The following is a 15129-nucleotide window of genomic DNA, read 5'->3' as shown; positions in this document are numbered from 1 at the left end:
CCGCCCGCGCGGGCCAGCGCGAGTACGGCCCGCGCCACCCGGGCTGCGGCGTCCGGGACCTGACGGAAGCTCGGGAAGTCGTTCACGTCGACCACCACCGGCCCGTCGGGGCCCAGCAGCACGTCCACCCCGTAGAGGTCGAGCCCGTACACCGCGCCCACCCGGGCGGCGATCGCCGCGACCTCGGCCGGCAGCGGCACCCGGCGCTCGCGCACGGCCGGGTCCGGGTGCAGGGGCGAGCAACGTTCGGTGGCGAACAGTTCCCCGTCGACGCAGTACACCTTGATGTCGGTGCCGGGGTTGGGCACGTACGGCTGGGCGATGAGCATGCCCTCGCCCGCGAGGACGGGGAGCAGTTCCGCGAGCCGGTCCGGGGACGGTACGAGGTGCACGGCGCGGCCGGAGCTGCCGTCGGCGGGCTTGACGACGAGGGGGTACTCCGAGTCCGGTACCTCCGCCAGCAGTTCGGGCCGGGCCACCGCGTAGGTGGCCGGCATCGGCAGGCCGTGCGCACTGCCGAGGGCGGCGGCGAGGGCCTTGTCCCGTACGCCGCGGATCGAGCGGGCGTCGTTGATCGTGGTCGTGCCGGTGGCCGCGGCGGCCTCCAGGAGGGTGAGTCCCGGGCCGCCGGACACGGTCTTGAGGACCCAGGCGTCGTGCACGCCGGCCCGCACGACCTCGGCCATGCGCAGCAGCGAGCCGCCCGGCCGTACGACGTCGACCCGGTGGCCCCAGGAGGTCAGTTGCCGGATCACCTCGTTCGGCATGCCGTCGTGGCGGTAGTGCTCCTCCACCAGGAAGCAGAGCCTCATGGACCTTCCCCATATTCCCCGGACGTCCGCCGCCGATCCCGTCCGGCGAGTTGTGACGTCACAGGATGCCATGCCATAGCCCCAAAACCGCTCCAGACCTGTCCTTAGTGGGCGCTACATAGCGTGACTTCCGTCAAGACCTTTCCTAAACGATCAGCAATCCTCTTATAGTTGTCCCTCGTTGCCACAGGAACCCTCTCTTCCATATACGCCCGGTTTGAGGCTTTGATTGATGACGGCGTCGCCTTCCCCCCTTCGCCCCGCTGTGCTCGCCCTGCTGATCACGGCAGTGGCCACCGGAGCCCTCTCCATGGCGGCGGTGGCCGCGGCCCCGACGTCGGTCCGTGAACCACTCGGTTGGTTCTCCGCGTCCGGCTCACTGGTGCTCTCGGTCGCGGCCTGCGCCCTCACCTGGACCCTGCGCGGATCCCGCCTGCTGCGGGGCCGGCTCACCGCCCTCACCCGTGAACTCGCCGACCGCGACGCGCACCTCGCCCGCCTCACCGCCGAGGCGACCCGGGAGACGGCGGCCCGGACGGCCGAGCGCACCCGCCTCGTCGGCGAGCACGCCGCCGAAGTGGAGCGGCTGACCACGGCGCGGGCCGCGGACCGCGAGCACCTGACGGCCTCCCACGCCGCCGAGCTCGACCGGATGACCTCCGCCCAGCTGGCCTCCCGCGAGCGCCTCGGCGAGGAACTGCGGCGCGCCCGCTCCGGCCGCGCCGCCGCCATGGCCGCCGCGGCCAACGCCGCCGGCCGGATGCAGGCGCTCGCCACCGGAATGCTCGCCGACCTGCGCGACATGGAGCACCGGCACGCCGACGAGGACGTCCTCGGAGACCTGCTCCACCTCGACCACCGCACCGCCCAGGCGGGCCGCCTCGCCGACTCCATCGCCGTCCTCACCGGAGCCCGCTCGGGCCGCCGCTGGGCGAAGCCGATCGTCATGGAGTCCATCCTGCGCGGCGCCATGGGCCGCATCGGCGGCTACCAGCGCGTACGTCTGCACTCCACCAGCGAGGCCGCCGTCGCCGGACACGCCGCCGAGGGCGTCATGCACGCCCTCGCGGAGCTCCTCGACAACGCCGCGAACTTCTCGCCGCCCAACGCCGAGGTCCACGTCTACGTGGAGGAGGTCCCGGCGGGCGTCATCATCACCGTCGAGGACAGCGGCCTCGTGATGAGCGAGGTCCAGCTGCGCCGCGCCGAACAGGCCGTGACCGCCGAGTCGCTGGACCTGGCCGGGCTCTCGGGCACCCGCCTCGGGCTCGCCGTCGTGGGTCGTCTCGCCCGCAAGCACGGGCTGACCGTCTCCTTCCGGCCCTCCGCGCGCGGCGGTACCGGCGCGCTCATGATGCTGCCGCAGGAGCTGATCAGCCGAACCGCCGCCGAGGCCCTGCCCGCCCCGGCCCTCGTGGCCGCTCCGGCCGCCCCGGCTCTCGCGGCCCTGCCCGCACCCGCGGTCGTCCCGGAGGCGGAGCCCGCCCACCACGGCCCCGTGGAGCCCGAGGGCGCGGCGCCCGCGCGGGAGCGTGGCCCCCGGACGCAGGGCCCGGCCGACGCCGAGGACCCCGCCACCGGCACCGAGGATTCCGAATCCACCGGCCGGAACCCGGTGATCGGCGAGAGCGGACTGCCCCGGAGGCGGCGCGGCCGGACCATGGCCGCCGCCCACCCCGAGGGCCCCGACGCCGCAGGAGCGGCGGCCCGCAACCCGGCCGCCCCCACCGGCGCGTCCCAGTCCGCCGCCCGCTTCGGCAGCTTCCGCCAGGCCGTGCGCGGCAACTCGGCGCAGCAGCCACCGAACCCCCCGCACCCGGAAGGCAACACGCGATGACCGGCACCACCACCGACGAGACGCTCAGCTGGCTCCTGGAAGGACTCCTGGAGCGCACCCCCGGCGCCCGGCACGCCCTCGTGCTGTCCCGCGACGGCTTGAAGCTGTGCCGCACCCCCGAGCTCTCCGTCGACCAGGCCGACCAACTCGCCGCCATCGCCGCCGGCATCCAGAGCCTGTCCCACGGCGCCTCCATCGAGTTCGGCGACGGCACCGGCGGAGTCCGTTCCGCGATGGCCGAGTTCTACGGCGGGATCCTCTTCATCGTCGAGGCCGGCGAGGGCGCGCACCTCGCGCTGGTCGCCGACGAGGAGGCCGACGCCGGCTTCGTCGGCCACAACATGTCCGAACTGGTCGAGCAGCTGAGCGAACATCTGATCGCCAGGCCCCGGGGTTGAGCCGCGGCAGGCCGGGCCGGGACGACTCCCCGGACCGGCTCTACACCCTCACCGGCGGCCGCAGCCGCTCCGGTTCGGACGCGTTCGACCTCGTGACCCTGGTGGTCACGGAGTGCGACCCCGTGCCCGGCATGCAGTCCGAGCACGCCGCGATCCTGCGGATGTGCCGGTTCCCGACCGCCGTCGTGGAGATCGCGGCCGAGCTCGGCCTGCCGGTGTCCATCGTGCGGATCCTCCTCGCCGACCTGCTCGGGACCGGGCGCATCAGTGCCCGGCACCCGCGTTCGACGTACCTCCTTCCCGACCTCGACATCCTGGAGCAGGTGCTCGTTGGACTCCGCAACCTCTGACCGGGGCACGCCCCGACAGACGCTCAGCAGCACCGCCGACAACGGCCTGAAGATCGTCATCGTGGGCGGCTTCGGCGTCGGCAAGACCACCATGGTCCGCTCGGTCAGCGAGATCCGTCCGCTGAACACCGAGGAGACGATGACCAAGGCGGGCGAGGCCGTCGACGACACCTCCGGAGTCGGCGCGAAGACCGCCACCACGGTGGCCTTCGACTTCGGACGCATCACCCTCGACGCCCACAACGTGCTCTACCTGTTCGGCGCCCCCGGACAGGAACGCTTCTGGTTCCTCTGGGACCGGTTGTTCTCCGGCACCCTGGGCGCCGTCGTCCTGGTGGACACCCGCCGGCTCGCGGACTCCTGGTACGCCATCGACCGCCTCGAACACCACGGCACCCCCTTCGTGGTCGCCTGCAACGACTTCGGCGGCCCCTCCCACACGCCCGAGCAGATCCGGGAGGCGCTCGACCTGCCCCCCGAGGTGCCCCTGCTGTTCTGCGACGCCCGCTCGCGCGCCTCCAGCAAGCAGGTGCTCATCTCCCTCGTCGAGCACCTCCAGCACCTCCAGCGCCACCAGACGGCCGTCCTGCACACGATCCCGGAGCCCACCCCGTGACCACCCCCGAGCCCCAGCCCGTCTACCTCGGCGGCCCCCGCTTCCAGACCGACCCCATCGAGCTGTACCGGGAGATGCGCCGCGACCACGGCGCCGTGGCCCCGGTCGTGCTGGACGGGGACGTCCCGGCCTGGCTGGTCCTCGGCTACCGCGAACTGCACCAGGTCACCAGCGACCCGCAGCTCTTCTCCCGCGACTCCGACCTGTGGAACCAGTGGGACGCCATCCCCACCGACTGGCCGCTCCTGCCGATGATCGGCCGCAAGCAGCCGTCGATCCTCTACACCGTGGGCGAACGCCACCGCGAACGCGCCGCCGTCATCTCCGGCGCCCTCGAAGCCGTCGACCCCTTCGAACTCAAGGGCCACGCCGAACGCTTCGCCGACGAACTGATCGACGGCCTGTGCGGCAGGGGAGCCTGCGACCTCGTCGGCGAGTACGCCATGCTCCTGCCGCTGCGCGTCCTCGCCCGCCTCTACGGGTTCTCCGACGAGCAGGGCCCCGGCCTCGTCACCGCCATGAACGACATGATCAACGGGCGGGCGGGCGCCCTGGAGGGCCAGCGCCACCTCGGCGAGTCGATGTACGCGCTGCTCGCCGCGAAGCAGGCCGACCCCGGCCCGGACGTAGCCTCCCGCATGCTCGCGAACACGGCGGGCTTCACCATGGACGAGGTCGCGCAGGACCTCATGGTGATGATGGCCGCCGGCCACCAGCCCACGGCCGACTGGATCGGCAACACCCTGCGCCTGATGCTCACCGACGACCGGTTCGCCGCCTCCCTCGCCGGCGGCCGGCACAGCGTCGGCGAGGCCATGAACGAAGTGCTCTGGGAGGACACCCCCACCCAGAACGTCGCCGGACGCTGGACCACCCGCGACACCAAGCTCGGCGGACAGCACATCGGCCGCGGCGACCTGGTCCTGCTGGGCCTGGCCGCCGCCAACGGGGACCCGCACGTACGCACCGACACGGGCTCCCTCACGGGCGGGAACAACGCCTTCTTCTCCTTCGGTCACGGCGAACACCGTTGCCCGTTCCCCGCCCAGGAGGTCGCCGAGGCCATCGCCCGCACCGGCATCGAGGTCCTCCTCGACCGGCTCCCGGACGTCGACCTCGCCGGCCGCGCCGCCGGGCTCACCCGGCGGCCGTCGCCCTGGCTGCGCGGACTCACCGAACTCCCCGTGACCTTCACCCCGACCCCCGCCCTTGGAGCCACCCGATGACGTGCCCGATCGATCACGCCGGCCCCGCCCCCCTCGTCCTGGACCCCTTCGTCACCGACCTCGACGCCGAGAGCGCCGCGCTGCGCGCCACCGGCCCGCTGGTACCCGTCGTCCTGCCGGGCGGTGTCGGCGTGTACGCCGTCACGCACCACGCCGAGGCCAGAAGACTCCTGACCGACCCCAGAGTGGTCAAGGACATCAACGTATGGGGGGCCTGGCAGCGCGGCGAGATACCCGCGGACTGGCCGCTGATCGGCCTCGCCAACCCCGGCCGCTCCATGCTCACCGTCGACGGCGACGAACACCGCCGCCTGCGCACCCTGGTCGCCCAGGCCCTGACCGTCCGCCGGGTGGAGAAGCTGCGGGCCGGCATCGAGGCGCTGACCACGCGGATGCTCGACGCGCTGGCCGAACGCCCCGCGGGCGAGAGCGTCGACCTGAAGGCCGGCTTCGCGTACCCGCTGCCCATGAACGTCATCAGCGAACTCATGGGCGTGGACGCCGCCGAACACCCGCGCCTGAAGGCCCTCTTCGAGAAGTTCTTCTCCACCCAGACCCTGCCCGAGGAAGTCCCGCAGATGATGGCGGACCTCGGCGCGCTGTTCTCCCGGATCGTCGAGTCCAAGCGGGAGAACCCCGGCGACGACCTGACCAGCGCCCTCATCGCGGCCTCCGAGGACGGCGACCACCTCAGCACCGAGGAGATCACCAACACCCTCCAGCTGATGGTCGCGGCGGGCCACGAGACCACGATCAGCCTCATCGTCAACGCCGTCGTCGCCCTGGAGACCCACCCCGAGCAGCGCGCCCTCGTCCTGAAGGGCGAGGTCCCGTGGGAGAACGTCATCGAGGAGACCCTGCGCTGGGCCACCCCGACCTCGCACGTCCTGATCCGCTTCGCCGCCGAGGACATCGAGGTCGGCGACCGGATCCTGCCCCGGGGAGCGGGCCTGATCGTCTCCTTCGGAGCCCTCGGCCGTGACGAGGCCCAACACGGGCAGACTGCCGGCGAGTTCGACGTCACCCGCACGCCGAACCGGCACATCTCGTTCGGCCACGGCCCCCACGTCTGCCCCGGCGCGGCCCTGTCCCGGCTGGAGGCCCTGGTGGCCCTGCCCGCGCTCTACGCCCGGTTCCCCGACCTGCGCCTCGCCGTGCCCCGCGAGGAACTGCGCAACAAGCCGATCCTGACCCAGAACGACCTCTTCGACCTGCCGGTCCACCTGACCGCGTAGCGGATCCGACGGTCCCGGCCCCGCCCGCCCGGCGGGGCCGGCGGCACCGCACCGCCGGCCGGCCGGGCCGCGAGTCGCGGAAATCGAATGGCCATCGTACGAACGGCGTTGCTAGGTTGATCACGTGCCGAAGCTGAATCAGATCATCGCAGTCGAAAAGGGCGTCAAGTCCAAGTCCCTCCAGGAGCTCACCCAGGCTCACCACGACGTGCAGAAGCCCGCCCTGCTGGCCGGCATCTCGCGTACGTACCAGCCCAAGGACGAGGAGGGCGAGCAACTGCCGCCCGAGTCGACCCGGGTGCAGGTCAAGGCGGAGGACGTGCTGCGATCGACGGCGGCCACGCTGACGCGCCTCTTCGACGTCACGGCCACCAAGGACTGGGCGAACCGCACCGCGGCGGCGGACGTCGTCGTCGACGGGAACGTGCTGCTCGCCCAGGTGCCGGTGCCCTACCTGCTCTTCCTGGAGAAGCAGCTGACCGACCTGCACACCTTCGTACGGAAGTTGCCGGTCCTCGACGCCTCGGAATCCTGGAACCTGGACCCGTCCACGGACTCCTGGAAGACGGAGGCCGTGCGCACCATCCGTACGAAGAAGGTGCCGCGCAACCACGTCAAGGCCGAGGCCACCGAGAAGCACCCGGCCCAGGTCGAGGTGTACTACGAGGACGTCGCGGTCGGCTACTGGACCACCGTGAAGTTCTCCGGCGCCCTGCCCGCCCGCCGCGTCAACGAGCTCCTCGACAAGGTGGAGCGGCTCCAGCAGGCCGTGAAGTTCGCCCGCGAGGAGGCCAACAGCGCCGAGGTCACCGACGAGCGGGTCGGCGACGCGGTGTTCGGCTACCTGTTCAGGTAGCCCCGAGATCGCCCCCTGTGTCGCAGGGGGTGCGCGAGAGCGCAAGCTGAAACTGATGTTGAAGCTGAAACAGGGGTGTCATTTGAGGGTTCGAATCCCTCCCCCGGCACCACATGCCGGGGTGGCCCAAGCTGGTACAGGCGGCCCCTCTCAAATTCAGATTATCGCTCCAGTCTCAGTATTCGCCGCCGAACACCGGATCGACCGGGCCGGGACGATCACCGACGGATGGGGGTTCAAGTCCCTCCTGCGCCTCTTCCGTGGCGCGGTAGTTCAAAGGTAGAACACGTCGGCCTCAACATGATCCCTGGCTCTTAAACGCAGCCGGTGTGCGCAATTGGGTGGCAAACAGGAGCCCGGGAGCTGGACATGCTCCCGGGCTCCGTCACGTCCCCGGCCCGGAGGCCGGGGAACGCTTCCCGCCTCCGCTACGCGGGCGCGGGCACCGGCACGGACACGAAGGTCCGCCCCGCCTCGTTCTCGACGAGGACCTCCTTCACCTGCGCGGGATCCACCGCCGCGGTGCCGTCCAGCGAGGCGCCCTTGCCCTCGCCATGCTCGGCCGTACCCACGACCCAGCCGCCCGCGGTCGTCCTCGTACCGTCCCGGGCGACCACGACCAGCCGGCAGCGCTCGCCCGGCGGCAGCCCCGTCACGGCCACGTGCACCCGCACCCACTTCGGGGCCGGCGTCACCTGTACGGTCATCCGCGCGCCCGTGCCCCGGTCCGTCGCCGAGGCGACCCTCGTGCCCGCCACCGGGGGAGAGGGCGCCGCCGACACGCTCGGGGACGGCGGCGGAGGCAACGCGACGCCGGGGCCGGCGTCCCCTCCGAGCCGGGTACCGGCCCAGAACACGGCCGCCATCGAGGCCGCCGCAGCCACCGAGACGAACGCGATGCGCCGCCGCGAGGCCGCGGCCCGCTCACCGCGGACCTGCCGCAGGGTCCGCTGGAGCAGCAGGTCGCCGCCCTGCGGGGGACCGTCGAGGAACGCCTCCTCGGGCACCTCGCCCAGTACGCTCTCCAACTCGCGCAAAGCCGTCACCTCCTCACGGCACCCCGAGCAGGTGCCGAGGTGCTCCTCGACCCGCCGCACGTCATCCTCGTCCAGGACACCGAGCACGTACGGTCCGAGCAGTTCCTCCTCGTGCCGCTGCCGGTTCATGCCACCACCTCCCGCAGTCCGCCGGGCTGCTGGGGCGGCCGGGCTGATCGTCTGTCCTTGCTGTCGTCCCTGCCGCTGTCCGAGAACACCTCGCGCAGCGCCTTGAGGGCGTAGTGCGCGCGCGACTTCACCGTCCCCGCAGGTATCCCGAGGCGGTCGGCCGCCTCGGTCACGCTGCGTTGGCGGTAGTACAACTCCGTCAGTACGTCCCTGTGTTCCGGGGTGAGCCGGTCGAGCGCGCCGAGCACGGTCATGGAGTCCACCACCGAGTCGGCGTGGTCGAGCTCCACCGGCGGCGCCGCCGACGAGCCGGACACCTCCGCCGGTCGGGCGGCCTTGGCCCGGTACCGGTCGGTGATGATGTTGCGGGCCACCGTGAGCAGCCAGCCGCGCACCGAGCCCTTCCCGTTGACGAGGACCTCGGAATGCCGCCAAGCCCGGATCAGCGTCTCCTGGACGATGTCCTCGGCGGCGGCCCGGTCCCCGGTCAGCCGCGTCGCGTACGCGAGCAGGGCGTGGCCGTGCTCCTCGTAGACCGTCCTGATCAGTGCTTCGTCGGTCGAGCCCCGCCGAGTGCGGGGCCACAGTGGTCCGGCCATCTCACCCTCTCCGTCCTCCTCGTGTTACGTGGTGCGGTCGGAACACGCCGGGGGCGGACGGATGGTTCACGTGAGGTGCGTCACTCGGGGCGCGGCGGGCGTGGCGGGCGGGGCGTGCGGGCGGGGCGTGCGGCGGGATCCTCAGGTCCGGCAGACGCGGCCCTCGTTGAGGCAGCCGACGACCTCCCGCATCCGCTCGTCGGTCATCACGTTCACGAACATGGCGTGGTCCGTGCGCGGGCTGTGCCGCTGCTCCGGGAAGGAGTCGAGGGCGATCGGGATCCCCGACGCCACCGGATAGGAGAGCGAGACGCGCAGCTCGGGCACGGGGAAGGTGTTCTGCGGGCACACCCCTTGCGCGGAGGGGAAGCGCAGGTGCGAGCGGTGGCCGGGCGCGCTGGTGTCCAGCCCGTTCCAGCAACTGGGGAAGACCAGCGTCCGGGTGACGAGGCTCCCGGCCGGGCACCGCGGATAGTCGGTCGTCGAGCGGTCGGGGAAACCGGAACAGCCCCAGCGGGCCCGTACGTCCGCGTCCGTACCCGCCGTGTAAGCGACGGCGTCGCCGGTGATCGCCCGCAGGAAGCGGGGCATCGGCACCACCTTGCTCACCGGGCTCCCGCGGAACTCGACGCTCACCGCCGCTTCGGGGAGGATCTCGCCGGTGTTGCCGTGCCCGGCCGAACTCTCGTGGGCACGGTCCCCCGGCCGGTCGAGGCGGCGCAGCACCGGCCAGTAGTAGGTGGAACGGTCGCCGCCGACGCAGCTCGTGGCGGCCGCGTCCAGCGAGGCGTCGTCCGACAGGGCGTCGGTGGACAGGTTCCCGACGTACGCGTGCGTGTGGTGGGCGCCGGCCCGCAGGCCCGGGGACACCACCAGGTTGTCCTCGTTGTAGTGGCCCTCCGCGTTGCGGCCGCAGTCCACGGTCACCGTGCCCGGGGAGCCCTCCGGGCCCGTGGGGGTCGGGGGCGCGGCCTCGCGCGGCACCTCGCGTATGTCCACGTACGCGCCCGCCACCTCCCCGTGGTGCGGGCCGGCGGCCCGTGTGGCGCCGAGGACGGCGGCGACCAGCCCGGTGCCGAGCAGCAGGCAGACGAGGAGCCACAGCGGTCGGTGTTCATTCGCCATGGCGGTCACGGTTGCCGGTGCTCCGTACGGTCGTCAACGGGGGGTCCGCACGACGGGAGCCCCGTGTGATTGTAGGTCTCGTCCGGTGTGCTCCCGAAGCCCCCGGAACCTTTCCCGGGCGACGGTTCGGACCCGGGAGCGACCGGCATCGGCCGCACCTCCGCACCCCGCACCCCGCCCCCGCTCCCACGGCCCGCGGACCCGCCCCGGCGCCCCGTACGCCGCTTCCGGGCCCCGGATCCTCCCCGGCGCACCCGGACGGCCGGAGAGCGCCTTGCAGGCCCGCCGGGCGGCCGCGCAGAGTTCTCCGTATGACACCGGCTGAACTCCTGCACGACTTCGCACGCACCCGTGCCTCCCTCGACGGAGCCGAGGTCACCTTCTGGTGGACCGGCGACGTCCACTCCTGGTCCCCCGACGGGCCCTACGTCAGGACCTTCGGCTTCGAGGGCCTCAACGTCGCCCGGCTGGAGGCCGACGAGGAGACGGGCGGCTACCGGATGCTCTCCCGCGAGGCCGCCTTCTACCTCGACCCGACGAGTCGAGAGATCCTGGAGACCTGGCAGGAAAAGCCCGTGGTGCACGTGTGGAACGACCCGGCGAACCTCACCCTGCGGCCCTTCCCCGTCCCGCGCACCGAGCTCGGCGACCAGGTCTGCTTCAGCCTGGAGATCCCCCTCGCGTACCCCTCCCCGCTGCCCGTCGCCGACTACCCGCTGAACTCCGCCTCCGACACCTACCGGGCCCTGGAGCTCTTCCAGTTCTTCGCCCCCGCCGAGGCCCTCGCCGGGGACGCGCCCAGCGTCCCCGCGACCATGTCCTGGATGCGGATGTCCCCCTGGCTCCCCTGGATGGAGCAGGGACAACGCCCCGGTGGGCTCGCCTTCCACTGCCGCGGCACGAAGCTCGGATCGTACGACGAGGTCCCCGAACGCACCCGCGCGTACATCGCCGCCCGGCACCCCGAGTTCGCCTCGGCGCCGCGGAAGTGGACCGAACCGAACGAGTCCAGCTGGACCTACTTCCGCCGGCTCGACCCGCGGTGACCGACCCGCGGTAACCCCGGTCGACCCCCGTCCCGCACCGGCCCCACCACCACCCCACCACCGCCCCCGTCCCCGGCCGCACCGGGGACGGGGGCGGTGGCGTAGGGGTCCGGACAAGGGTTTTCCCCGTATCGGGTTCATCTCCGCGTTGCCTACTGTCTGCCCACCGGCGATCCTCCGGTCCCGAACCGCCCCCGCGCCAACCCCACATGGCGTGAAGCGGTACGGGACCGCGGACCGCCGGGACCGCCGTTGCCCTGCCCCGCCGTCGCGGCCGGGCAACGCGGCGCGCGGCGGTGGCCGGGGCGGGGACTGACCAGTCCGCCCCGGGCCCCGTGGCCGCCGGTTCACCTCCCACACTGCACCGACCGGCCGCTCCGGCCTGCCCGGAAACGGCCCTCGAAAGGGAACACCGTGCACGCATCCAGACGCAGCAGGCTCATATCCGTGGTGGCCATGTCCGTCACCCTCCTCGCCGGCTCCGCGACCGCTTCGGTGGCCGTGACCGCCGAGAACGACCCGGCCACCTCCCTCCCGGCCGCCGCGGCTCCCGCCGCGCCCGCCGGCGCGCCGGTCGAGAACCTCATCGTCGGATACAAGTCCTCGGCCTCCGAGGCCAGTTCCAACACCGCGGCCGCGGACGACGCCGCCGCGAAGGGCAAGAAGGCCGGCAAGAAGGCGAAGTTCGACCGCCGCCTCGGCACCGGTGCCGCCCTCGTCAACCTGGGCGGATCGGTCGCCCCGGCCGACGCCGCCGGCGTGATGGCCCAGTTCCGCGCCGACCCCGACGTCGCCTACGTCGAGCCGGACACCCGCGCCTACGCCATGGCCGTCACCCCGAACGACACCGAGTACGCCAAGCAGTGGGACCTCTTCGAGCCCACCGCCGGCATGAACGTGCCGGCCGCCTGGGACAAGACCACCGGCTCCGGCGTCACCGTCGCCGTGATCGACACCGGCTACGTGGCCCACTCGGACCTCGCCCCGAACGTCGTCGCCGGCTACGACTTCATCTCGACCTCCTCCGAGGCCCGTGACGGCAACGGCCGCGACAACAACCCGGCCGACGAGGGCGACTGGAACGCCACCGACGGCGAGTGCGGCGTCGGTTCCAAGGCCAGCACCTCCTCCTGGCACGGCACCCACGTCGCGGGCACCATCGCCGCGGCCACCAACAACTCCAAGGGCGTCGCCGGCATCGCGTACGGCGCGAAGATCCAGCCCGTCCGCGTGCTCGGCAAGTGCGGCGGCGCCACCTCGGACATCGTCGACGCCATCACCTGGGCCTCGGGCGGCACCGTCGCGGGCGTCCCGGCCAACGCCACCCCGGCCAAGGTCATCAACATGAGCCTCGGCGGCTCGGGCACCTGCGGCACCAGCTACCAGAACGCCATCAACGCGGCCGTCGGCCGCGGCACGACCGTCGTCGTCGCTGCGGGCAACAGCAACGCGAACGCGTCCGGCTTCTCCCCGGCCAGCTGCAACAACGTGATCAACGTGGCGTCGACCAACCGCGCCGGTGACCGTTCGTACTACTCCAACTTCGGCACGATCATCGACATCGCCGCCCCGGGCGGTGAGACCCGCCGCGCCACCGACACGCCCGGCACCGTCACCACCCCCGAGAACGCGATCCTCTCCACCCTGAACGCCGGCACCACGACCCCCGGCGCCGAGTCCTACAAGCCCTACCAGGGCACCAGCATGGCCGCCCCGCACATCGCGGGCCTCGCCGCCCTCATGAAGTCGGCGAAGAGCTCCCTGACCCCGGCCCAGATCGAGGCGGCGATCAAGTCCAACGCCCGCCCGCTGGCCGGCACCTGCACCGGCGGCTGCGGCGCCGGTCTCGCCGACGCGACCGCGACGGTGAACGCCGTGACCTCCACGACGCCCACCACCCCGTCCTTCGAGAACACCGCGGACGTCGCCATCGGTGACAACACCACGGTCGAGAGCTCCATCGCGGTCAGCGGTGTCGCGGGCAACGCGCCGGCGGCCCTCAAGGTCGGCGTGAACATCGCCCACACCTACATCGGTGACCTGAAGGTCGACCTCGTCGCCCCCGACGGCTCCGTCTACACGGTCCACAACCGCGCCGGTGGCAGCACCGACAACATCAACCAGACCTACACCGTCAACGCCTCCACCGAGGTCGCGAACGGCACCTGGAAGCTGCGCGTCAACGACAACGCCGGCGGCGACACCGGCAAGATCGACTCCTGGAGCCTCGGCTTCTGACCCGCACCGGACCCCGGTCCCCCCGGCCCCGACGGAGCCCCCCAACTCCGTCCTGACGGGCCGATGGTACGGACCATCCCAGCGCGCGGACCTGCCGGTACCTCCCGTACCGGCAGGTCCGTCGTGCTTTCCTGTCGCCCGACTGAATTCTGCGTCACAATCCGGGTCCGTCCGGCGGTCGACCTCGTATTGTCGCGTCTCACAGGAAAGGCACAGGACCGGGGACCGAAAGGCTGGTGGCGTGGCGGCGACGGGGAACGCTGACGCGAACGTCGGACACAGTGAGCTGCTCGAGGCGGTCGACCGGGCGCTGACCACGCACGGCCGCGCCGTCCTCACCGGACCCGCCGGGGCGGGCAAGACCGAGGTGGCGCGAGCCGTCGCGGCCGCCGCCGAGGGCCGGCGCGAAACCGTGCTCCTCCTCGCCCCCGAAGCCGCGGACCGGTGGATACCCGAGGCCTCCGCCGCCGCCCTCCTCGCCACCGTGCCCCGCGCCGCGCTCGACCGGCTCGCCGGACCCCAGCGCACCGCCATCGCCCACCTGCGCCGCGAGACCGACGCGCCGCGAGCGGGCCGCGACCACGTCGCGCTACGGCTCGCCCTCGTCGAGGTGCTCCGCACCCTGGCCGCCGCCGGCCCGGTCCTCCTCGTGCTCGACAACGCCCAGTGGCTCGACGCGGAAACCACCGATCTGCTCCGGTTCGCCCTGCGCCTCACCCCGCCACGAGTACGGGTCCTCGCGGCCGAGTGCGTCCACGCCGGAACCCCCGTCGCCGAACCCCTCTGCGGCCCCGGCACCCCGACCGTACGCGTCCCCCCGCTCGGCGCCGACGAGGTGGCCGAGCTGCTGCTGCGCCACGACCTGCCCGCCCGCCTCGCCGGCCGCATCCACCAGGCCAGCGGCGGAAACCCGCGGCTCGCCCTCGCCCTCGGGCACTCCCTCGCCGAAGCCGCCGGCGCCCGCGACGGCTGCGCCCACCACGCCGACACCCTGCCCGTCTCCGGCCAGGCCCGGGATGTCGCCCGCCGCCTCCTCGCCGAAGCACCCGCCCGGGCCCGCCGCACCCTGCTCCTCGCCGCCCTCACCGCCCGCCCCACCACCGCCCTGCTGCGCCGCGCCGGCCGACCCGACGCGGAGGCCGAACTCGCCGAGGCCGAACGCGCCGGGCTGGTCACCGTCGGGGAGGACGGGGCGGTCGCCTTCACCGCGGGCGCCGTCGCGACGGCGCTCGCCGCCGACGCCGGCTGGCCCGAACGCTCCGCCGGGCACGCCGCCCTCGCCGACGCCGTCGACGACCCGGTGCAGGCCGTCCGCCACCGGGCGCTCGCCGTCGACCTCCCCGACGCCGGGCTCGCGGCCGAGATCACCGCCGCCGCCGACTCGTGCCGCCGCCGCGGCCAGCGCGCCCTCGCCGCGGAACTCGGGCTGCTCGCGGCCGAACGCACCCCCGCCGGCCTGCCCCGGGAGGAACTCGCCCGCCTCGTCGGCGCCGCCGAGGACGCCGGCTGGGCCGGCCGCGCCGACCTCGCCCGCCGGGCCAAGATCGGAAGAGCGTCGTGGATGGGAAGAGTGTTACAGCAAGTGTATATCTGGGTGGTCGCCGTATCATTAAAAAAGGGGGGGG

14 protein-coding genes are annotated in these 15129 nt (G+C 72.8%); 10 read left to right on the top strand and 4 right to left on the bottom strand.

From position 1 onward, the window contains the following. A partial coding sequence (locus tag NOD94_RS35025) for a hypothetical protein (RefSeq protein ID WP_281210252.1) occupies positions 1-812 on the bottom strand: 812 nt, incomplete at its 3' end. Between the two features lie 232 nt (positions 813-1044). Here NOD94_RS35025 and NOD94_RS35020 point away from each other — a divergent pair. The 7 genes from NOD94_RS35020 to NOD94_RS34990 all read left to right on the top strand — a co-directional run bounded on the left by NOD94_RS35020 (position 1045) and on the right by NOD94_RS34990 (position 7330). Beyond that, positions 1045-2649 (top strand): ATP-binding protein, encoded by a 1605-nt coding sequence (locus NOD94_RS35020; RefSeq protein WP_281210251.1) that lies wholly within the window; start codon positions 1045-1047, stop codon positions 2647-2649. Next, complete coding sequence (locus tag NOD94_RS35015; RefSeq protein ID WP_281210250.1) at positions 2646-3047, top strand: roadblock/LC7 domain-containing protein; 402 nt, start codon at positions 2646-2648, stop codon at positions 3045-3047. The genes NOD94_RS35020 and NOD94_RS35015 overlap by 4 nt, the downstream gene beginning before the upstream one ends. Continuing rightward, the gene (locus NOD94_RS35010) at positions 3044-3397 is read left to right on the top strand and encodes a DUF742 domain-containing protein (RefSeq protein WP_281210249.1); all 354 of its coding nucleotides are present in this window, start codon (positions 3044-3046) and stop codon (positions 3395-3397) included. Before NOD94_RS35015 ends, NOD94_RS35010 begins: the two co-directional genes overlap by 4 nt. Continuing rightward, positions 3378-4013 carry an ATP/GTP-binding protein gene (locus tag NOD94_RS35005; RefSeq protein ID WP_281210248.1) on the top strand — a complete coding sequence of 212 codons (636 nt, stop codon included), beginning with the start codon at positions 3378-3380 and terminating at the stop codon, positions 4011-4013. The genes NOD94_RS35010 and NOD94_RS35005 overlap by 20 nt, the downstream gene beginning before the upstream one ends. Then, a complete protein-coding gene (locus tag NOD94_RS35000) occupies positions 4010-5239 on the top strand; it encodes a cytochrome P450 (protein WP_281210247.1) in 1230 nt (409 codons plus the stop codon). Before NOD94_RS35005 ends, NOD94_RS35000 begins: the two co-directional genes overlap by 4 nt. Further along, complete coding sequence (locus NOD94_RS34995) at positions 5236-6474, top strand: cytochrome P450 (RefSeq protein ID WP_281210246.1); 1239 nt, start codon at positions 5236-5238, stop codon at positions 6472-6474. Before NOD94_RS35000 ends, NOD94_RS34995 begins: the two co-directional genes overlap by 4 nt. A 124-nt stretch (positions 6475-6598) precedes the next feature. Then, positions 6599-7330 (top strand): hypothetical protein, encoded by a 732-nt coding sequence (locus tag NOD94_RS34990; protein ID WP_281210245.1) that lies wholly within the window; start codon positions 6599-6601, stop codon positions 7328-7330. A gap of 428 nt (positions 7331-7758) precedes the next feature. On the opposite strand, the gene NOD94_RS34985 is transcribed toward NOD94_RS34990, so the two are convergent. The 3 genes from NOD94_RS34985 to NOD94_RS34975 form a co-directional block, all read right to left on the bottom strand. Then, on the bottom strand, positions 7759-8496 hold the full coding sequence (locus NOD94_RS34985; RefSeq protein ID WP_281210244.1) for a zf-HC2 domain-containing protein: 738 nt from the start codon (positions 8494-8496) through the stop codon (positions 7759-7761). Continuing rightward, on the bottom strand, positions 8493-9095 hold the full coding sequence (locus tag NOD94_RS34980; RefSeq protein ID WP_281210243.1) for a sigma-70 family RNA polymerase sigma factor: 603 nt from the start codon (positions 9093-9095) through the stop codon (positions 8493-8495). The genes NOD94_RS34985 and NOD94_RS34980 overlap by 4 nt, the downstream gene beginning before the upstream one ends. Positions 9096-9236: 141 nt before the next feature. After that, entirely contained in the window at positions 9237-10220 is a 984-nt protein-coding gene (locus NOD94_RS34975; RefSeq protein ID WP_281210242.1) for a DUF1996 domain-containing protein, read from the bottom strand. A 311-nt stretch (positions 10221-10531) separates the two neighbouring features. Between NOD94_RS34975 and NOD94_RS34970 the strand changes: the two genes are divergently transcribed. The 3 genes from NOD94_RS34970 to NOD94_RS34960 all read left to right on the top strand — a co-directional run. Further along, a complete protein-coding gene (locus NOD94_RS34970; protein ID WP_281210241.1) occupies positions 10532-11266 on the top strand; it encodes a DUF1838 family protein in 735 nt (244 codons plus the stop codon). Between the two features lie 456 nt (positions 11267-11722). Next, entirely contained in the window at positions 11723-13504 is a 1782-nt protein-coding gene (locus NOD94_RS34965; RefSeq protein ID WP_281210253.1) for a S8 family serine peptidase, read from the top strand. 241 nt (positions 13505-13745) lie between these two features. Next, the coding region (locus tag NOD94_RS34960) for an ATP-binding protein (RefSeq protein ID WP_281210240.1) at positions 13746-15129 on the top strand (1384 nt) is incomplete at its 3' end.

This window comes from Streptomyces sp. Isolate_45 (genome assembly GCF_024721315.2).
Taxonomy (GTDB): domain Bacteria; phylum Actinomycetota; class Actinomycetes; order Streptomycetales; family Streptomycetaceae; genus Streptomyces.
The sequence above is the reverse complement of the archived record's forward strand: the minus strand, read 5'-3'. Positions and strand labels throughout refer to the sequence as shown.

Bases quoted from the DNA above. Each gene is read 5' to 3' on its own strand.
- NOD94_RS34975 (WP_281210242.1), bottom strand. From the start codon at position 10,220: ATGGCGAATGAACACCGACCGCTGTGGCTCCTCGTCTGCCTGCTGCTC.
- NOD94_RS34965 (WP_281210253.1), top strand. From the start codon at position 11,723: ATGTCCGTCACCCTCCTCGCCGGCTCCGCGACCGCTTCGGTGGCCGTG.
- NOD94_RS34970 (WP_281210241.1), top strand. From the start codon at position 10,532: ATGACACCGGCTGAACTCCTGCACGACTTCGCACGCACCCGTGCCTCC.
- NOD94_RS34985 (WP_281210244.1), bottom strand. From the start codon at position 8,496: ATGAACCGGCAGCGGCACGAGGAGGAACTGCTCGGACCGTACGTGCTC.
- NOD94_RS34995 (WP_281210246.1), top strand. From the start codon at position 5,236: ATGACGTGCCCGATCGATCACGCCGGCCCCGCCCCCCTCGTCCTGGAC.
- NOD94_RS34980 (WP_281210243.1), bottom strand. From the start codon at position 9,095: ATGGCCGGACCACTGTGGCCCCGCACTCGGCGGGGCTCGACCGACGAA.
- NOD94_RS35015 (WP_281210250.1), top strand. From the start codon at position 2,646: ATGACCGGCACCACCACCGACGAGACGCTCAGCTGGCTCCTGGAAGGA.
- NOD94_RS35020 (WP_281210251.1), top strand. From the start codon at position 1,045: ATGACGGCGTCGCCTTCCCCCCTTCGCCCCGCTGTGCTCGCCCTGCTG.